Genomic DNA, 19198 nt, shown 5'->3' with positions numbered 1-19198 from the left:
GGATTCGGCCAGGGGAGGCGGACGATGGAGGAAGGCCCGGAAGCGAGCGGTCCGGTGGACGCGAGCGTGGCGCACAACGCCCGCGTCTGGAACCACTGGCTGAACGGCAAGGACCACTACGCGGTCGACCGCCAGGTGGGCGACCACGTGGCGGGCATGTTCCCCGTCATCCGCGACGTGGCCCGCGCCGACCGGGTGTTCCTCGGCCGCGCGGTGCGATACCTCGCCGGCGAGGCGGGGATACGCCAGTTCCTGGACATCGGCACCGGCCTGCCGACCGCGAACAACACCCACGAGGTCGCCCAGCAGGTAGCGCCGTCGTCCCGGATCGTCTACGTCGACAACGACCCCCTCGTCCTCACCCACGCCCGCGCCCTGCTCACCAGCACCCCGCAGGGGGCCACCGACTACCTCGCCGCCGACGCCCACGAACCCGAGGTGATCCTGCGCGAGGCCGCGCGCACCCTCGACTTCGGTCAGCCGGTGGCGGTCATGATGCTGGGGATCCTCAACTTCATCCTCGACAACGACGACGCGCAAAGAGTCGTACGGGAGCTGGTGGACGCGGCACCGCCCGGCAGCTACCTGGTGCTCACCCATCCCACGGTGGAACTGGGCGGCGAGGGCAACGTGGCGGCGATGAAGTTCTGGAACGAGAACGCCACCCCGCCGATCACCGCCAGGAGCCGCGAAGAGGTCACGCGGTTCTTCGACGGCCTCGACCTGCTGGAGCCGGGGATCGTCTCGTGTGCCCAGTGGCGCCCGGAGCCCAACGCCTTCGGCGAGCCCGCCGTGGTCCCGCAGTTCGGCGCCGTGGCCCGCAAACCGCCGGCGTGACACGCGGGAGCGGCCCGGCCCCTGAGGAGCGGGCACGCGCGGCTGCCGAACGCCATGGTCCGGCGCGGGGGACCCCGCCGCGGCTGGGACGAGGCGGGACGGCCACGGAGGTGTGGAGACCGGTCAGGTCAGGTTCACCCGGGTGACCTGGACGGCCGTGATGGCGCCCATGGGGCCGTTCTCGATCTCGGCGTCGACGGTCTTGGTCTTGCCGGGGCCAAGGTAGGAACGCGAGCTGTACGAAGTACGAGGCGGCATCCGTACAGATCCCATAAAGCTTGCGGCCCCTCGTCGTCATCTGCCCGCCGACCACACCAGCACCCCGAGGCACGCACATGCCGCACCGGGATGAGCGTCAGCGGTGGCTCTAAGATGGGTGGCGCCTCGGCCGTACGGGACTCGCTTGGCCGCCTGTCTCGGACGGCCGAGCGTTTTGCGAACGCGGCTCGCGCCGACCGGAAAACCCACGGGCTGAGCAGACCTCCGGTTCGATACGATGACGGCGGCTTGCAGACCCGTTTCGTCACGGTGTGTGACATCAGTGGGCGATCTGAGTGCTCGCATCGCATCGGCTGCAGCCTCCCGACTTGGGCCCGCCGTGGCACTGTCGCCGGCGCCATACGCACGAAATGGAGCATCCGAGGATGGCTCGACACCTGGTAACCAGCGCGCTTCCCTACATCAACGGGATCAAGCACCTGGGCAACATGGTCGGGTCGATGCTTCCGGCGGATGTGTACTCCCGGTACCTCCGTCAGCGCGGTCATGACGTCCTGTACATCTGCGCCACCGACGAGCACGGCACGCCGGCCGAGCTGGCCGCCAAGGAGGCCGGGCTGTCTGTCGCCGAGTTCTCCGCCCAGGCCCACGACGCGCAGAGGGCCGTGTACGACGGGTTCGAGCTGGCCTTCGACCACTTCGGGCGCAGTTCCTCACAGCAGAACGCCGAGATCACGCAGCACTTCGCGCGCAAGCTGAACGAGAACGGCTTCATCGAGGAGCGCGCGGTGCACCAGGTGTACTCGCCCGTCGACGGCCGTTTCCTGCCGGACCGCTACGTCGAGGGCACCTGCCCGCACTGCGGCTACGACAAGGCCCGCGGCGACCAGTGCGAGAACTGCACCCGTGTGCTCGACCCGACCGATCTGATCAACCCGCACTCGGCGGTCAGCGGCTCCACTGACCTGGAGGTCCGCGAGACCAAGCACCTCTTCCTGCTGCAGTCCAAGCTCCAGCACGAGGTCGAGGAGTGGATCGCCACCGTCAGCGACGCGTGGCCGCATCTGTCCACGTCCATCGCCCGGAAGTGGCTGACCGAGGGCCTGAACGACCGCTCCATCACCCGCGACCTGGACTGGGGCGTGCCCGTCCCGGCCGACACCTGGCCTGGGCTCGCGGCCGAGGGCAAGGTCTTCTACGTCTGGTTCGACGCCCCGATCGAGTACATCGGCGCGACGAAGGAGTGGGCGGACGCCGCGCCGGACGGCGAGATCCGCGACTGGAAGTCCTGGTGGTACGAGGCCGACGACACCGTCCGGTACACGCAGTTCATGGCCAAGGACAACGTCCCGTTCCACACCGTGATGTTCCCGGCCACCGAACTCGGTGTGCGGGAGCCGTGGAAGAAGGTCGACGTCGTCAAGGGCTTCAACTGGCTGACCTACTACGGAGGCAAGTTCTCCACCTCACAGAAGCGCGGCGTCTTCACGGACGCGGCCCTGGAGATCCTGCCCGGTGACTACTGGCGCTACTTCCTGATCGCCAACGCCCCCGAGTCGGATGACTCGTCGTTCACCTGGGAGCACTTCACCGCCACGGTGAACAAGGACCTGGCCGACACCCTCGGCAACTTCGTCAACCGCGTGCTGTCCTTCTCCCGGAAGCGCTTCGGCGACGAGGTCCCGGCCGGTCGCGCCGCCGGCGAGGCGGAGGCGAAGCTGGGCGAGGAGATCGCGCGGCTGCTGGCCGAGTACGAGGAGCAGATGGAGGCGCTCCAGTTCCGGAGGGCCGCTGCCGCCCTGCGTGCCCTGTGGTCCGCGGGCAACTCGTACCTGGAGGAGAAGGCTCCCTGGCTGGAGATCAAGGCAGACGCCGACGGTGCCGCGCTGACCCTGCGCACCGCGATGAACCTGATCCACCTGTACGCGGTCGTCTCCGAGCCGTTCATTCCGGCCACGGCCGCCGCCATGCGCGGGGCCTTCGGCCTGGAGAACGACACCGCGACCTGGGTGACCGCCGAGCAGGCCACGGTACTGGACGCCGTCCCGGCCGGCACCGCGTTCACGGTGCCGCCGGTGCTCTTCACGAAGATCACGGAGGAGGACCTGGAGTCCTACCGTGAGCGCTTCGGCGGAGCTCCGGACGCCTGACCGGACTGCCTGCGATGCCATGATCCCGGCTTTCGCCGCCCCGCCGGGGTGTCGAGGCTGCCCTGGCAGCCGGAGCGGAGAGCACTCGGATCGACGGGCAGGGCGCCACTCGGCCGGGGCCGGTGGTGGTCCCGTCGTTGATCACCAGAGAGCCGGTCACGCCGCCTGGAGCGGGGCGTCCTCGCGCCATTTGAGGATCTTGTCGAAGCTCACCACCGCGCCGCTGCCCGGGCGGTCGCGGATGTCGACGTGGTCGCTCAGCTCGGCGATCAGGAACAGGCCCCGGCCGCCCTCCGCGCCGGTGTCGGTGGGGGGTGGGACCGTGGGGCGGGTGGCGGGGGTTTCGGGGGGTGGGGTGGGGGCGGCGAAGCCGGGGCCGGAGTCGATGACCTCGATGTGGCAGCGGTCGCCGTCGAAGTAGGCGGTGACGCGGTAGTCCTCGCCGGCGGCGGTGCCGCCGTGTTCGACGGCGTTGGCGCACGCCTCGGTGAGGGCCAGGGCGAGGTCGAAGGCGACGTCGGGGTCCACCCCGGCCGTCTCCATCGCGCCGACCAGCAGGCGGCGGGCGAGCGGGACGCTGGCCGCCTCCCGGCGCAGTCGCAGGGACCACCACATGCTCATGCGTTCAGCCTCCTGGCCGCCACCCCGACATACGGTACGTATAACCCTTGTGTCGGCACCGTAAGCACGCGAGTTGCGTGAGAACCCTCATTCGGCGGAGTGGTTTCTTCCGCACCTGGGGGTGGGACATGACAACGCGCGGATGGCGCTTTTCGGCGCCCCCGCCGGGCCGGTGCGGCCCCGCGGTGAGATGATGGCGGCCGCCATGGCTGCCCCTCACGCCTCCGCCGGTACGGAGCTGCGTCTTCTGCGGGCCGCGGTGTTCACCGCGGTCTGCGTCGTGCTGTCCGCCGGGGGGCACCTGCTGGCGTCGGATCAGACGGTGCCGCTGTGGGCGCTCGGGGTCGCGGCGGCGCTGGTGTTCGCGGTGGCCGCGCCGCTGGCCGGGCGGGAGCGGTCGCTGTCCGGGATCGCGGCGCTGCTGGCGGTGGGGCAGACCGGGCTGCACGGGGTCTACGGGCTCGGGCAGCACTGCGCCGCCGGTGCCGCGGGGGCGGTTGCGGGCTCCGGCGCGGGGGTGTCCGGGGGCGGTGGCGGGGGCGGCGACGCCGCCGTCGAGCTGGCCCGCCGGGTGCTGTGCAACGACGCCGCCATGAACCTCACCGAGGGCCGGGCCCGCGAGATCGTCGCCGGCGCCGGCCTCGACCCGGACTCCGGCCTTGCCGGGGGCGCCGGCGCGCACGTCGGGCACGGCGGCGGGATAGGCGAGGGCCTCGGCGCCGCGTTCCACATCTCCACGTACTCCCCGTCGATGATCATCGGGCACTTTCTCGCCGCCCTCCTCGCCGGCTGGCTGCTGCGCCGCGGCGACGCCGCCGTCACCACCCTCCTGCGCCTCGCCGCCGCCACCCGCGTCGGCCTCGCGCCGCTCCGCGCCGCCGTGCGTTACGCGCGCGTGCTCGCCACCGGGCTCGACGACGCCGGCCGCCCGGCCGTGCGCCCAGGGGCGGCGACGGCGTACGACGGGCAGACGGCCCGTACCGTACGCGCCCTGCAGCACGCCGTCGTACGGCGCGGGCCCCCGGCGCTCGCCCTCGCGGCCTGACGCGACGGCACCTCTCCGGTTCCGGTGCACGCCCCGCCACACCCCCCGTACGGACGTCGACACGGGCGGGCGCGGGCGCGGCCCGCCGGTCCCGGATGAGCGGGTGGTCGCGGCACCGCCGCACGCGCCACCCCACCTCATCCATCCAGAGCAACCGGAGTGTGTCACTCATGAAGTCATCCCGTATGCGGCGTATGTCCGTCGGTACGGCCCTCGCCGCCGGCGCCGTCCTCGTCGCCGCCGGACCGGCCGCCGCGCACGTCAGCATCGACCCCGGCGAGGCCGAGCAGGGCGGGTACGCCACCGTCAACTTCAAGGTGCCCAACGAGCGCGACGACGCGTCCACCGTCAAGCTGGAGGTCACCCTCCCGACCGACCACCCGCTGACGTCCGTCATGCCCCAGCCGGTGCCCGGCTGGGACGTGAAGGTGGAGCAGGCCGAGCTGGACACCCCGATCGAGTCGCACGGCGAGAAGATCACCGAGGCGCCCAGCAAGGTCACCTGGTCCGGCGGGAAGGTCGAGCCGGGCACGTTCCAGCAGTTCCCGGTCTCCATGGGCGCCCTCCCCGAGGACGCCGACCGGCTGGTGTTCAAGGCCATCCAGACGTACGACAGCGGCGAGGTCGTGCGCTGGATCGAGGTGCCCGAGGAGGGCGCCGAGGAGCCGGAGAGCCCGGCGCCCGTGCTGGCCCTGGAGCCGGCCGAGGCGGCCGGCGACGCCGGGAACGGCGACGACACCGAGCCCGCCGCCACCGACGCCGACGAGGCCGGCTCCGGCACCGACGACACGGCCGCCGACGACGACGGCTCCTCCGACACGACGGCCCGCACGCTGGCCGTCGTCGGTATCGCGCTCGGCGCCGCCGGCGTCGCGTTCGGCGCGCTGTCGCGGCGGCGCGGCGGCGCGGGCGGTTCGTCCGCGGCGCAGTAGCAGCACCTCCGCACCACCTTCGCGATACGCAGGTGGCCCGGCCGGCGACCCCGGCCGGGCCGCCCGACCCCTCAAGGGACACAGCATGCGCACAACCCGTACCCGCACCGCCTACGCCGCCGCGGCCCTCACCGCCGCCGCGGCCCTCACCCTCACCGCCTGCGGCTCCGACTCCGGCTCCGGCGACGGCGCCGCCAAGTCCGCCTTCGAGGTCTCCGGCGGCAGCTCCAAGCCCGGCGTCGTCCTCGACGTTCCCAAGAAGAAGCCGGAGCTCGTCCTCACCGACACCGAGGGCGAGAAGTTCGACCTCGTCGCCGAGACCGCCGGCCGGCCCACCCTCCTCTTCTTCGGCTACACCAACTGCCCCGACGTCTGCCCCACGACGATGAGCGACCTCGCCATCGCCAAGCAAAAGCTGCCCGAGGCCGAGCAGGAGAAGCTCCGGGTCGTCATGGTCAGCAGCGACCCGAAGCGCGACACCCCGAGCCGGATGCGCAAGTGGCTCGACGCCATGGACAAGGACTTCATCGGCCTCACCGGCGACTACGAGACGATCGCGAAGGCCGCGCGGAGCGTCGGCGTGCACCTGGAGAAGCCCGTCAAGGAGAAGGACGGCAGCATCACCGTCAGCCACGGCGCGTCGGTGCTGGCGTTCTCGCCGAAGGACGACAAGGCGCACGTCGTGTATCTCGCCGGGGTGACGCCCCAGCAGTACACCAAGGACATGCCGAAGCTGGTCAAGGGACAGATCCCGTGAGCAGTACGCGCTCCACGGCACCCGTCGCGGCGGTCGCACTGGCGCTGGCGCTGGGCCTGAGCGCGTGTTCCGCCGGCGACGACTCCGGTTCGCGGTCCGGGGACGGCCCGCGGCTGCGCGCCGAGGGCGGCTTCGTGCCGCGGCCGGTGCTGAAGGACCTCGCCGCGGGCTATCTGACCGTACGCAACGACGGTGCCGCCGACGACCGGCTCACCGCCGTCAGCACCGACCTGGCCGCCGACGTCACCCTGCACACCAGCGAGGGCGAGCGGATGCGCGCCGTCGACGGCCTCGACGTGCCCGCGAGTGGGGGTACCCCCGCCAATGAGGGCGTAGTCGGCGGGGGAGGCGAGCTGACCCTCGCCCGCGGGGGCGCGCATCTGATGCTGGAGAAGCTGGACCGCAGACCGGAGGTGGGCGAGAAGGTGTCCTCCGTGCTGCACTTCGCCACGTCGGAGCCGATCGAGGTCGAGGTTCCGGTGCGGCCGACGACGTACCGCCCCGCGAAGTGAGAGGCGTGTCATGACCCCGTCCCAGCCCCCGTCCCAGCCCTCGTCCCCGTCCCCGTCCGGGCGGGCCCGCGTCGTACGCCGGGCCCGCCGCGGGCGGCTGGCCGGCGTGCTGTGCGCCGCCGTCGCCGCCGTGCTGTGCGTCCTCGTGCCCGGCGCCACCCCCGCCGCGGCGCACGCCGCGCTGACCGGCACCGACCCCGCCGAGGGCTCGGTGGTGCAGGAGGCGCCGGCGGCCGTCTCGCTGACGTTCTCCGAGTCCGTGCAGCTGGCCGACGACGCCATCCGCGTCCTCGACCCGGGCGGCGACAACGTCACCAAGGGCACCGCCGGCCACGTCGACGGCGACGCCGCGACGGCGACGACCGCGCTGCGCTCCGGGCTGCCGGACGGCACGTACACCGTGGTCTGGAAGACCGTCTCGGCCGACAGCCACCCCATCTCCGGCGCGTTCACCTTCTCCGTCGGCAAGCCGTCGAAGACGGCGGTGGAGGTGTCCGAGGCGGGCGAGGACAACGGCAGCGCCCAGGCGCTCTACGACACCGGGCGCTACGTCGCGTACGCGGGCTTCGTGCTGCTCGTCGGCGGCGCCGTTTTCGCGGGCGTGTGCGGCGGGCGCTACCGGGTCGTGCGGCGGGTGGCGAGCGGGGGGTGGGTGCTGCTGTTCGCCGCCACCGTGGCGCTGCTGCTGCTGCGCGGCCCGTACACGGGCGCGGACTTCGGGCTCGACTCGGTGCGCGACGTGCTGGAGACCCGGCCGGGGACGGCGCTGCTGTCGCGCCTTCTGCTGCTGGGGGCGGCGTCGGTGGTGCTGGCGGTGCTGTTCGGGATGTACGGGCGGGAGAGCGAGGCGGCGGCCGGCGCGGAGAGGGCCGGGGAAACGGATACGGGCGCGGACGCGGAATCCGGTACGGACGACGAGCCCGCCGCGGACGACACCGACGACGCCGACACCCCCGACGACACCGGCACCGGCGCCGGTCCCGGCTCCGCCCGCGACCGCGACCTGGCCATCGGCCTCGGGATCGGCGGCGGCGTGGTCGCCGTCGGTCTCGCCGCGACCTGGGGCATGGCCGAACACGCCTCCACCGGCATCCAGCCGTGGCTGGCCGTGCCGATGACGATGGTTCACCTGCTGGCCGTCGCGGTCTGGCTCGGCGGCCTGGCCTCGCTGGCGCTGAGCCTGCGCCTCGGCCCGCGGGTCCCGTCGTACGTCATACGCCGCTTCTCGCGGCTGGCGCTGACGTCGGTGACCGTGCTCGCCGGGACCGGGCTGTACCAGGCGTGGCGCGGGCTCGGCAGCTGGGGCGCGCTGACGGACACGGGATACGGGCAGCTGCTGCTGGTGAAGCTGGGGCTGGTCGCGGTGCTGGTCACCGCGGGGTGGACGTCGCGGCGCTGGACGCAGCAGCTCGCCGGTACGGGCCTGGCGGCGACCGATGACGCCCAGGAGGCCGACGAGGCGGCGAAGGCGCCGCTCGTGCCCGCCGCGGCCGCCGCGGAGGCGGGCGGCGGCGCGGAGGCGGGCGGCGGCGCGGAGGCGGGCGGCGGCGCGGCCGCCGACGACCCGGACCGGGCCGCCCAGCTCGCCCGCCAGCGGGCCGCCGTCGCCGCGAACCGCGCGCGCAAGGAGCGCGACTCCGACCCCGTGCGCCGCGGCCTGCGCCAGTCCGTCCTGGTCGAGACCTTCCTCGCCGTCGTACTGCTCTCCGTGGTCACCCTGCTGACGGGCACCCAGCCCGGCCGGGCCGAGACCGAGCAGGCCGCGGCCGAGCAGGCGCAAGCGCAGCCGGCCGGGCCGGTGAAGGTGCGGATCCCGTACGACACCGGCGGGCAGGGCGGCGCCGGAACCGCGGAGATCACCGTCGACCCGGGGCGGGCGGGCGAGAATCAACTGCACATCTATGTCACCGACGCGAACAATCAGCTTCTGAACGTCCCCGAGTTGAAACTCGCCTTCACCCTCGAAGAGAAGAACCTCGGCCCCCTCGACGTCGCCGTCGTCCCCGTCGAGAAGGGGCACTGGGCCGCCACCGCCGTCCAGCTCCCGATGGCCGGGGAGTGGACCGTGCAGCTGACCGTGCGTACGTCGCCCATCGACCAGGTGACGGAAGAGAAGAGAATGACGATCCCGTGAGTTCGACACGCCCCTCCCGTACGAAACCGAACACCGACCCGGACACCGGTCCCCGCACCGGCACGGACACAGACACAGACACCGGCACCGCCGCCCCCCGGTACCCGGTCTCCCGCCGCCGCCTCGTCGGCGCCGCGGGCGCCGCCGGTGCGGCGGGGCTCCTCGCCGGCGGGGCCTCCGGCGCCGCCGGCGCCGAGGCGCTGCGCGACGAGCCGCCCACGCCGCTGACGGCGGTCGGCGTGACCGGGGTGCCGTTCCACGGCCCGCACCAGGCGGGCATCACCACCCCGGTGCAGGCCGCGGGCCACTTCGCCGCCTTCGACCTCGCCCCGGGCGCCGGCCGCAAGGAGGCGGCGGCGCTGCTCAAGCGCTGGTCGGCGACGGCCCGCGCGCTGGCCGAGGGCCGGGACAGGGCGGCGGCGGACGGCACGGGCAGCGCGCTCGACGCCGGGCCGGCGGCGCTGACCGTGACGTTCGGCTTCGGGCGCACGTTCTTCGACCGCACCGGCCTGGCCGCCCTGCGCCCCGCCGGGCTCGACCCGCTGCCGCCGTTCTCCGCCGACGCGCTGGACAAGAGGCGCAGCGACGGCGACCTGTGGCTCCAGATCGGCGCCGACGACGGGCTCGTGGCGTTCGACGCGCTGCGTACGCTCCAGCGCCGGGCCGGCGACGCGGCGGTGCTGCGCTGGCAGATGAGCGGCTTCAACCGCACCCCCGGCGCCACCGACCGGCCCCGTACCGCGCGCAACCTCATGGGACAGGTCGACGGCACCAACAACCCCAAGCCCGGGGACCCGGACTTCGCCGGGCACGTCTTTGCCGCCGCGGACAGTAATCCGGAGTGGCTGGCGGGCGGCTCGTACGCCGTCTTCCGCCGGATCCGGATGCTGCTCGACGCCTGGGACCACCTGTCGCTGGAGCGGCAGGAGCGGGTCATCGGCCGCCGCAAGTCGGACGGCGCCCCGCTGTCGGGCGGGGAGGAGTCGACGCCGGTCGACATGAACAAACAACGCGCGGACGGATCGCTGGCCATCCCCGGGGACGCGCACGTACGGGTGGCGGCGCCGGAGTCGAACGGCGGGGCGACGATGCTGCGCCGCTCGTTCTCGTACCACGACGGCTATCTGGACACCCGGGACGGGCCGGTGCCGGACGCGGGGCTGCTGTTCGTCGCCTGGCAGTCGGATCCGCTGACCGGCTTCGTGCCCGTCCAGCGCAAGCTGGACCGGGGCGACGGGCTGTCGCGCTTCCTGCGGCACGAGGCGAGCGGGCTGTTCGCGGTGCCGGGCGGGGCCGGGGAGGGCGAGTACGTGGGCCAGCGGCTGCTGGAGGGCTGAGCGGGCGGGCCTTCTCCTTAAAGAGAAGGATCCCGTACGGAACGGGTGTGCCCGGTGCTGTCCGTGCGTACGGTGCGGGCCCGCCCCGGTCCGTACCGTACGGGCCTGTCCATGATCGTCCGTAACCCGGACGGGCACCCCGCGCTCCCGTCCCGTGGGTATCGTGGCCGTCCCCCCGACCGTGCACGAGGAGCCGCCGCCATGTCCGCCAGCCGCTTCACCTATCTCGGCCCCGAAGGCACCTTCACCGAGGCCGCGCTGCGCACCCTCCCCGAGGCGGCGACGCGCGAGCTGGTGCCGATGGTCTCGGTGCCCGCGGTGCTGGACTCGGTGCGCGGCGGGGAGGCCGCGGGCGCGCTGGTGCCGATCGAGAACTCCGTCGAGGGCGGCGTCACCGCCACGCTGGACGAGCTGGCGCTGGGCGAGCCGCTGATGATCTACCGCGAGGTGCTGCTGCCGATCGCGTTCGCGCTGCTCGTGCGGCCGGGGACGCGGCTCGCGGACCTCAAGACCGTCACCGGGCACCCGGTGGCGCAGCCGCAGGTGCGGCGCTGGCTGGCCGCGCACCTGCCGGACGCGGTGTGGGAGTCGTCGGCGTCGAACGCCGACGGGGCGCGGCAGGTGCAGGAGGGGCGGGTGGACGGGGCGTTCGCGGGCGAGTTCGCCGCGGCGGTGTACGGGCTGGAGCCGCTGGTCTCGGACATCCACGACGCGGAGAACGCCGAGACCCGGTTCGTGCTCGTCGGCCGCCCGGCGCGGCCGGCGGCGCCGACGGGTGCGGACAAGACGTCGGTCGTCATCTGGCTCGGCGAGGACCACCCGGGCGCGCTGATGGAGCTGTTGCAGGAGTACGCGGTGCGGGGCGTCAACCTGCTGCGCATCGAGTCGCGGCCGACGGGTGAGGGCATCGGGCGGTACTGCTTCTCGGTGGACTGCGAGGGGCACATCACGGACCGCCGGGTGGGCGAGGCGCTGATGGGGCTGAAGCGGGTCTGCCCGCAGGTGCGGTTCCTCGGCTCGTACCCGCGCGCGGGGCTGGCGCAGGCGGACGTGCAGCCGCTGCGGGCGGGGACGTCGGACACGGCCTTCGCGGCGGCCTCGGACTGGCTGACGCGGTGTCTGGACGGCCGCGCCTGACCTGGGGTCTGTGCACAGTTCGCGGAGTTATCCACAGGGCGCGGGCCCTGGCTGTGCATAACTTCGGCGCCCGGACGGGCAATGTCGACAAATCTGTCTAGTGACCGACGGTGACCGATTATCGGCATACAGCAGCTGAGATGGTTACTCGTCACGGCAATTCTCTTGATCCACTCCAAGGCGGTAGGCAATTCCGCTCCAAAGGGTGTGTAGCCGGGGCGACATCGGGGAATTCCTGCGCCAGCACCGGCCGCATGGAACGATCTTCCCCGGCTTCCACAGGCCGCCCTCCCCACCTGTGGATAACTTTGCGGATCCCCGGCCACCTGTGGAAAAGCGTGCCCCAACTGCCCTGCGCGCCACGGACTTAGCCCGGCTTTATGTCCCGATTGCACCATCCCGCACCTTTTCTTCGGTCGCCGGGAAGTGGGGCCCGTAAAACGGTCTATTCGCCGCAAAGCGCCGGGAAATCCACAGCGGTGGAAATCGGCTGCGAGGCGGTCCGCGAACCCCGGTAACCTGGCTCCGTGATTGACCTTCGCCAGCTCCGTGAGGACCCCGACCGAGTGCGCGCGTCGCAGCGCGCCCGTGGAGAGGATGTCGGCCTCGTCGACGCGCTGCTCTCCGCCGACGAGCGGCGCAGGTCGTCCAGTACCCGCTTCGACGAGCTGCGGGCCGAGCAGAAGCAGCTCGGCAAGCTCATCCCGCGCGCGCAGGGCGAGGAGAAGCAGGAGCTGCTGCGGCGCACCGGCGAGCTGTCCGCCGCCGTCAAGGCCGCGGACGCCGAGCAGGACGAGGCCGCGGCCGAGACGCAGCGGCTGCTGCTGCGCCTGGGGAACGTGGTGCACCCCGCCGTGCCCGTCGGCGGCGAGGACGACTTCACGCTGCTGGAGACCGTCGGCGCCCCGCGCGACTTCGCCGCCGAGGGCTTCGAGCCGCGGGACCACCTGGAGCTGGGCCGCATCCTCGGCGCCATCGACACCGAACGCGCCGCCAAGGTCTCCGGCTCGCGCTTCTACTACCTGACGGGCGTCGGCGCCCTGCTGGAGCTGGCGCTGGTGAACGCCGCGATCGCGCAGGCCACGGCCGCAGGCTTCACCCCGATGCTCACCCCCGCGCTGGTCAAGCCGCGCGCCATGGAGGGCACCGGCTTCCTCGGCCAGGCCGCCGAGGACGTGTACTACCTGGAGCGCGACGACTTCTACCTCGTCGGCACCTCCGAGGTCACGCTCGCCGCGTACCACATGGACGAGATCATCGAGGCCGACCGGCTCCCCCTGCGCTACGCCGGGTTCTCGCCCTGCTTCCGCCGCGAGGCCGGCTCGCACGGCAAGGACACCCGCGGCATCATCCGGGTGCACCAGTTCGACAAGGTCGAGATGTTCTCGTATGTCGCCCCCGAGGAAGCGGAGGCGGAGCACGAGCGGCTGCTGGAGTGGGAGAAGCAGTGGCTCTCGGCGCTCGGCCTGGCGTACCGGGTCATCGACGTGGCCTCGGGCGACCTGGGCGCGTCGGCGGCGCGGAAGTACGACTGCGAGGCGTGGATCCCGACCCAGGGCAGGTACCGCGAGCTGACGTCGACGTCGAACTGCGGGGAGTTCCAGGCGCGGCGGCTGTCGGTGCGGATGCGCGACGGGCAGGGCCAGAAGAAGGCGGCCCGCCCGCTGGCCACGCTGAACGGCACGCTGTGCGCGGTGCCGCGGACGATCGTGGCGCTGCTGGAGACGCACCAGCAGCCGGACGGCTCGGTGGCGGTACCGGAGGTGCTGCGGCCGTACCTGGGCGGGCGCGAGGTGCTTCAGCCGGTGGCGAAGTGAGCCGCCCGCTGCCGTACCGGCTCATCGCCACCGACCTCGACGGCACGCTGCTGCGCAGCGACGAGACGGTCTCGCCGCGGACCCGCGCGGCCATCGAGGCGGCGTGCGCCCGGGGCGCGGCCCACATCGTCGTCACCGGCCGCGCCGTGGCCTGGACCCGGCACATCCTCGACGAGCTGGGCTACGCGGGACTGGCCGTCTGCGGCCAGGGCGCGCAGGTGTACCACGCCGGCGAGGACCGGCTGCTGACCTCCGTGACCCTCGACCGGCGCCTCGCCGCCGACGCCGTGGCGAAGCTGGAGGCCGAGGTCGGCGAGGTCGCGGTGGCCGCCAGCACGGACGGGCTCGACGGCGAGGTGCTCTTCGGCCCCGGCTTCCGCGCGGTGGCGGAGCGGGACCTGCCGGTCCGCCGGGTGGCGGACCGGGACGAGCTGCTGGCGCAGCCGGTCGGCAAGCTCTACCTCCAGCACCCCGAGCTGGACGACGACGCGCTCACGGCCGCCGCCCGGGAGACCGCCGGCGACCTCGTCGGGGTGGTCCTCGCCGGCGCCGACACCGTCGAGATGCTGCCGCACGGGCTGACCAAGGCGACGGGGCTGTCGCTCGCGGCGCGCCGGCTCGGGGTCAAGGGGGCCGAGACGATCGCGTTCGGGGACATGCCGAACGACATACCCATGTTCCGCTGGGCCGGGCACGGGGTGGCGATGGCGGGGGCGCACCCGGAGCTGGCCGCGGTGGCGGACGAGGTGACCGGGTCGAACGACGGGGACGGCATCGCGGCGGTGCTGGACCGGGTGTTCGGGTAGGGCCCGTCCGCGGCCGGGCGGGGGTACCGCCGGGCGGGGGTCGGCCGGGCGGGGGTACGGGCCGCGGGGTGACGGGGAATCAACCGGGCGGCGCCACCGGGCAGTCGGTCCCTGAGTAGGATGCGGAACCGCCCTTGTGAAGGGCGGGGGACACCGGGATCCAGCGAGGGGGACGGCGGGATGGACGTGGGCGGGCTCGACCGGATCCTGAGGCCGCTGGGCCCGGAGGACCCGGCGACGGTGGCCGCGTACCGGCTGGCCGGCCGCCTCGGCGCGGGCGGCATGGGCAAGGTCTACCTCTCGTACACCCCCGGCGGCCGACCCGTGGCGATCAAGGTGATCCGGCCGGAGTTCGCCGACGACCCGGAGTTCCGCCGCCGCTTCGCCCAGGAGGTGCACGCGGCGCAGCGCGTCCAGGGCCTCTACACCGCGCCGGTCGTGGACTTCGACACCGAGGGCGAGCAGCCCTGGCTGGCCACGGCGTACGTGACCGGGCCCGCGCTGGCCGACGTGGTGTCGGAGGAGCGGCCGCTGCCGCTGGAGAGCGCGCTGCTGCTCATCGCCGGGGTGGCGGAGGCGCTGACCGCGATCCACGGCGCGGGCGTGGTGCACCGGGACCTCAAGCCGTCGAACGTGCTGCTGGCCGCCGACGGCCCGCGCGTCATCGACTTCGGCATCGCCCGCGCCGCCGACGCCACCGCGCTGACCGGCAGCGGGCTGCTGATCGGCACCCCGGCGTTCATGTCGCCCGAGCAGGCGGCGGGCCGCAAGCTCACCCCGGCCACCGACGTCTTCGCCCTCGGGCAGGTCGCCGTCTTCGCCACCACCGGGCGGCCGGCGCACGGCGAGGGGCCCTCGCACGCGGTGGTCTACCGGATCGTCCACGAGGAGCCCGACCTGACCGGGGTGCCGGACGCGCTGCGGCCGGTGGTGGACCTGTGCCTGGCCAAGGACCCGGCGGAGCGCGGGGCGCTCACGGAGGTCATCAGGGCGTGTGAGGCGGCGGGCAGCCAGACGCAGCTGCGGATCGGGGAGGGTTGGCTGCCGGGGCCGGTCGCGGCGGCGATCACGGAGCGTACGCGCCGGATCTCGGCGCCCCCGCCGCCCGCCGCGGCCCCGCCGCCGGCCACGGCCCCGGCACCGCCGGTCACGGCCCCGGCCCCGGGCACGCCACCGGCCCCGGCAGCGCCGCGCCGCCGCCCGCCCCCGCCGCGCCGCCGACGCCGGCGGCTCCCCGACCCCGGCGGCCCCGGCGGTCCCGCCCGCGCCGAGCACGTCACCGGCACCGGCCACGCCGGCCGCGCCGCCGACGCCGCCCGCCGGTGCGCAGGCGGCGGCCGCCAACCCGCCGTCGCCGCCCGCCGGCCCACCGGCGTCGGGCGGGTCGCCTGCGGCGGCCGCGTCGCCGGCGCCCGCGGCGTCGCCGGAGTCCGGCCCGCCGGCGCCGACCGCCGCCTCATCCGGACCGCCTGAGTCGTCCGTACCGGCGGCGAGTCCGTCCGCCGCGACCACGCCACCCGCGCCGACGGCCCCGGACACGCCCGCTCCGCCGGCCGCGCCGGACCTGTACGCCCGGGCGGACCAGCCGACCCGGCCCGCCGCCGCGGGCCCGTACCACCCGCCCACCGGGGCCGCGGGCCCCGCCGGCGCACCCGCCCCGGCGCAGCCCGGCCCGCCCCGGCCGCACCCCCGGCCGCGGGCGCGCGCACAGGAGCAGCCCGCGCCCCGGCCCCGCAAGCGGCGCACCGGGCTGATCGCCGGGCTGCTGGCCGGCGCGCTGCTGCTGGGCGCCGCCGGGGGCGCGTACCTCGTCAGCACCCTCCAGGACGACGACGGCGACGGCGGTACGGGCCGCCAGGACCGTTCGTCGGGCAGCTCGCCCCAGGCGAAGGGCGACGGCAGGCAGGACAGCAAGCAGGACGACAAGCAGCAGGACACCGGCGACGGGCAGCCCGCCGAGGACCCGCCCACGACCGAGCCGCCGGCGGACCCGGTGCCGGAGACGTACGAGGGCATCGAACTGCCCGCGTCATACCACCTCAACCTCAAGGACGAACCGCCCCGCCCGGAGTCGGACGGCGATGGCGACATCGAGTACGTCAGCGGGCCATATCTGGAAACCGACAACGGCCGGTTCGTCCTTCTCCAGCCCAACGAGGAGCCCACGCTCGGCACCTGCCGCGAGGTCACCCGCTACGCCGAATCGATCTACCTGGAGGATGTCGCAGAGGGGGCGAACATCTGCCTGGAGACCACGGCCGGGCACATCGCCCTGATCACCTACCAGGGAGTCTCGCCGCAGAGCGACCCGAGCAGCTACATCGCCCTCGACATCACCGTCTGGCGGAACGCCACCACCGCGCAGCCGTAACCCGTCAGCTGATGAGCATCGTGAGGGCGGCGGTGGTGCCGACGGCGACGATGATGGTCCGCATCAGGGCCGGCGTGAGCTTGCGGCCCAGGTGGGCGCCGAGGAAGCCGCCGACGGTGGAGCCGGCGGCGATGACGCCGGCCGCGGTCCAGTCGACGTCGGTGACGAGGACGAAGACGATCGAGGCGACGCCGTTGACGAGGGCGGCGAGGACGTTCTTGGCGGCGTTGAGGCGCTGGAGGTCGTCGCGGACGAACGTGCCGAACAGGCCCATGAGGATGACGCCCTGCGCGGCTCCGAAGTAGCCGCCGTAGACGCCCGTGCCGAGGACGCCGACCCACATCGGGGCGCCGCCGTCCGTGTCGCCGTCGTCGTCGCGGGCGGCGAGGCGGCGGCTGAGGACGGGCTGGAGGAGGACCAGGGCGCAGGCGGTGAGGATGAGGACGGGGACCACGGCCTGGAACGTCTCCGCCGGCAGTTGCAGAAGCAGCAGCGCGCCGGTCAGGCCGCCGAGGAGGGAGGCGGTGCCGAAGCGGAGTATGCGGCGGCGCTGGCCGCGCAGCTCGCGGCGGTAGCCGTAGACGGCGCCGGCGACGCCCGGGACGAGGCCGACGGTGTTGGAGACGTTGGCGAGGACCGGGGGGTAGCCGAGGGCGAGGAGGGTGGGGAACGTGATGAGGGTGCCGGAGCCGACGACCGCGTTCATGCCGCCGGCGGCGAGGCCGGCGCCGGCGAGCGCGGCGGCTTCGAGCGGTTCCACGGGGTCCTCCTCGTTGCCTGCGTCGGTGCCGGGCGCGGCGAAGATCGTGGTCATCGTGGGCGCGGCGCTCCGCCCAAGTCAATCCTCGGGTGTTCTTGGGCATTCCCAAGGGCTAGCTTGAGGCGCATGACTCTGGACGACCTGCGGGTGTTCGTCGCCGTGTGCCGGGCGGGGAGCCTGAGCGCGGTGGCGCGGGAGCTGGGCTGTACGCAGTCGGCCGTCAGCCAGCACGTCAAGCGGCTGGAGCGGGAGGTCGGGCTCAGCCTGGTGGAGCGGCATCCGCGCGGCGTCGTCCCCACGCACGCCGGGGAGCTGCTGCGCGCCGCCGCCGCCGAGGGCATCGGCGGCGTGGACCACGCGCTGCGGCGGCTCGGCGACCTGGCGCGCGGGGACGGCGGGTCGGTGCGGGTCACGACGGGGGCGACGACCGTACGGCACTTCATGTCGGCGGCGGTCGTCGCGTTCCGCGAGCGGTATCCGCAGGTGAGCCTGGAGTTCCAGACGGAGAACTCCAGCCGCGGCTGCGTGGCGGCGCTGGCCGCGGGCGGCGCCGACCTGGCGTGGATCACGATCTCCGCGCCGGTGCGGGGCGTGGAGCTGCGGCGCGCGGCGGAGCTGCCGTGGGTGCTGGCGGTACGGGAGGGCGACCCGCTGGCGGCGCGGCCGGCGGTGGGGGCGGCGGACCTGGCGGCGGTGCGGCTCATAGGGCTGCCGGGCAACTCCAGTTCGCGGGCGCATCTGGAGGCGTGGTTCGCGGAGTCGGGGGTGCCGCTGCCGGCGTTCGACACGTCGGTCGCGGACTGGGACACGGCGATCCTCCTCGCGGAGCTGGGGCTCGGCTACGCCGTCGTACCGGAGCTGCCCGGGTGGCGGCACGGGCGGCATCCGGGGGTGCGGCTGGTGCCCGTACCGGAGCTGCCGCCGCTGTGGGCGGGGTGGGCGGTGCGGCGGTGGGCGGCGCTGTCGCCGCTGGCGCGGGCGTTCGCGGACATGGTGGCGGCGGAGGCGGCCGCTTCGTAGCCGCGGTGAACCGGTCGGCTGTTATGGACCGGTGATCTCACCCTTCTTTGGTCCTGCCCAAGGGGCCATCGGTGGGCGAGGGTGGACGGCGTCGGCACCGTTTCCCCACCGTCGGAGGGCTTCCGTGAGCACCGCCTTTCTCCTGACCACGCTCGTCGTGGTCCTCACGCCGGGCACCGGCGTGGTCTACACCCTGGCCGCCGGGCTGTCCCACGGCCGGCGCGCGAGCGTGGTGGCGGCGTTCGGCTGCACGCTCGGCACCGTCCCGCACGCCCTCGCCACCGTCACCGGGCTCGCGGCGCTGCTGCACACCAGCGCGGTGGCGTTCGAGGTGGTCAGGTATCTGGGGGTCGCGTACCTGCTGTACATGGCGTGGTCGACGCTGCGCGACAAGCGGGCCCTGGTGGTCGGCGACGACGGCGCGGCGGCGGACGGGCCGCCGCCGGCGTCGCGGGTGATCCTCTCCGGCGTGCTGCTGAACCTGCTCAACCCGAAGCTGACCATGTTCTTCGTGGCGTTCCTGCCGCAGTTCGTGCCGGCGGGCGACCCGGGGTCGGTGGCGGCGATGCTGCGGCTGAGCGCGGTGTTCACGGGGATGACGTTCGTGGTGTTCGTCGCGTACGGGATGTGCGCGGCGGCCGTACGGGGGCATGTGCTGGGGCGGCCGCGGGTGATGGCGGGGATCCGGCGGGTGTTCGCGGCGTCGTTCGTGGGGCTGGGCGCGAAGCTGGCGGTGGCGTGAC

General features: G+C 73.9%; 18 protein-coding genes. 15 read left to right on the top strand and 3 right to left on the bottom strand.

Going from position 1 to position 19198, the window contains the following annotated elements:
- Window positions 1-24 precede the first annotated feature (24 nt).
- Complete coding sequence (locus ACHZ99_RS16745) at window positions 25-837, top strand: SAM-dependent methyltransferase (protein WP_420305398.1); 813 nt, start codon at window positions 25-27, stop codon at window positions 835-837.
- A gap of 123 nt (window positions 838-960) precedes the next feature.
- Here ACHZ99_RS16745 and ACHZ99_RS16740 read toward each other — a convergent pair whose 3' ends face one another.
- Window positions 961-1095 (bottom strand): hypothetical protein, encoded by a 135-nt coding sequence (locus ACHZ99_RS16740; RefSeq protein ID WP_420305397.1) that lies wholly within the window; start codon window positions 1093-1095, stop codon window positions 961-963.
- Window positions 1096-1481: 386 nt separating this feature from the next.
- Between ACHZ99_RS16740 and metG the strand changes: the two genes are divergently transcribed.
- Window positions 1482-3206 carry a methionine--tRNA ligase gene (gene metG, locus ACHZ99_RS16735; protein WP_420305396.1) on the top strand — a complete coding sequence of 575 codons (1725 nt, stop codon included), beginning with the start codon at window positions 1482-1484 and terminating at the stop codon, window positions 3204-3206.
- 156 nt (window positions 3207-3362) lie between these two features.
- Here metG and ACHZ99_RS16730 read toward each other — a convergent pair whose 3' ends face one another.
- Entirely contained in the window at window positions 3363-3827 is a 465-nt protein-coding gene (locus tag ACHZ99_RS16730; protein ID WP_420305395.1) for an ATP-binding protein, read from the bottom strand.
- A 205-nt stretch (window positions 3828-4032) separates the two neighbouring features.
- On the opposite strand from ACHZ99_RS16730, the gene ACHZ99_RS16725 reads away from it, so the two are divergent.
- The 11 genes from ACHZ99_RS16725 to ACHZ99_RS16675 all read left to right on the top strand — a co-directional run bounded on the left by ACHZ99_RS16725 (window position 4033) and on the right by ACHZ99_RS16675 (window position 16675).
- Window positions 4033-4872: a hypothetical protein gene (locus tag ACHZ99_RS16725; protein ID WP_420305394.1), complete on the top strand. Its 840-nt coding sequence runs from the start codon at window positions 4033-4035 to the stop codon at window positions 4870-4872.
- Window positions 4873-5057: 185 nt separating this feature from the next.
- Entirely contained in the window at window positions 5058-5804 is a 747-nt protein-coding gene (locus tag ACHZ99_RS16720) for a YcnI family protein (RefSeq protein WP_420305669.1), read from the top strand.
- Window positions 5805-5889: 85 nt separating this feature from the next.
- Window positions 5890-6561: an SCO family protein gene (locus ACHZ99_RS16715; protein ID WP_420305393.1), complete on the top strand. Its 672-nt coding sequence runs from the start codon at window positions 5890-5892 to the stop codon at window positions 6559-6561.
- Window positions 6558-7073 carry a copper chaperone PCu(A)C gene (locus ACHZ99_RS16710; RefSeq protein WP_420305392.1) on the top strand — a complete coding sequence of 172 codons (516 nt, stop codon included), beginning with the start codon at window positions 6558-6560 and terminating at the stop codon, window positions 7071-7073. The genes ACHZ99_RS16715 and ACHZ99_RS16710 overlap by 4 nt, the downstream gene beginning before the upstream one ends.
- A 10-nt stretch (window positions 7074-7083) precedes the next feature.
- Entirely contained in the window at window positions 7084-9207 is a 2124-nt protein-coding gene (locus ACHZ99_RS16705) for a copper resistance CopC/CopD family protein (protein WP_420305391.1), read from the top strand.
- Window positions 9204-10544, top strand: coding sequence for an iron uptake transporter deferrochelatase/peroxidase subunit (gene efeB / locus ACHZ99_RS16700; protein ID WP_420305390.1), 1341 nt, complete (start codon window positions 9204-9206; stop codon window positions 10542-10544). The genes ACHZ99_RS16705 and efeB overlap by 4 nt, the downstream gene beginning before the upstream one ends.
- A gap of 201 nt (window positions 10545-10745) precedes the next feature.
- Complete coding sequence (pheA, locus tag ACHZ99_RS16695; protein ID WP_420305389.1) at window positions 10746-11681, top strand: prephenate dehydratase; 936 nt, start codon at window positions 10746-10748, stop codon at window positions 11679-11681.
- Window positions 11682-12208: 527 nt separating this feature from the next.
- Complete coding sequence (gene serS, locus ACHZ99_RS16690) at window positions 12209-13498, top strand: serine--tRNA ligase (protein ID WP_420305388.1); 1290 nt, start codon at window positions 12209-12211, stop codon at window positions 13496-13498.
- Complete coding sequence (locus ACHZ99_RS16685; protein WP_420305387.1) at window positions 13495-14304, top strand: HAD family hydrolase; 810 nt, start codon at window positions 13495-13497, stop codon at window positions 14302-14304. Before serS ends, ACHZ99_RS16685 begins: the two co-directional genes overlap by 4 nt.
- 180 nt (window positions 14305-14484) lie before the next feature.
- Window positions 14485-15777: a serine/threonine-protein kinase gene (locus tag ACHZ99_RS16680; RefSeq protein WP_420305386.1), complete on the top strand. Its 1293-nt coding sequence runs from the start codon at window positions 14485-14487 to the stop codon at window positions 15775-15777.
- Between the two features lie 520 nt (window positions 15778-16297).
- Window positions 16298-16675, top strand: a complete 378-nt coding sequence (locus ACHZ99_RS16675; protein WP_420305385.1) for a hypothetical protein — start codon at window positions 16298-16300, stop codon at window positions 16673-16675.
- Between the two features lie 4 nt (window positions 16676-16679).
- Here the strand turns inward: ACHZ99_RS16675 and ACHZ99_RS16670 are convergent, their stop codons facing one another.
- Window positions 16680-17435, bottom strand: coding sequence for a sulfite exporter TauE/SafE family protein (locus ACHZ99_RS16670; RefSeq protein WP_420305668.1), 756 nt, complete (start codon window positions 17433-17435; stop codon window positions 16680-16682).
- A gap of 126 nt (window positions 17436-17561) precedes the next feature.
- Between ACHZ99_RS16670 and ACHZ99_RS16665 the strand changes: the two genes are divergently transcribed.
- Together ACHZ99_RS16665 and ACHZ99_RS16660 are read left to right on the top strand one after the other, a co-directional pair.
- Window positions 17562-18455, top strand: coding sequence for a LysR family transcriptional regulator (locus tag ACHZ99_RS16665; RefSeq protein WP_420305384.1), 894 nt, complete (start codon window positions 17562-17564; stop codon window positions 18453-18455).
- 124 nt (window positions 18456-18579) lie between these two features.
- Entirely contained in the window at window positions 18580-19197 is a 618-nt protein-coding gene (locus ACHZ99_RS16660) for a LysE family translocator (RefSeq protein WP_420305383.1), read from the top strand.
- Window position 19198 lies beyond the last annotated feature (1 nt).

It is taken from the genome of Streptomyces sp. MAR4 CNX-425, assembly GCF_048656465.1.
Classification (GTDB): domain Bacteria; phylum Actinomycetota; class Actinomycetes; order Streptomycetales; family Streptomycetaceae; genus Streptomyces.
Note: the sequence above shows the minus strand (reverse complement) of the source record. Positions and strands in the feature narration are given on the sequence as shown.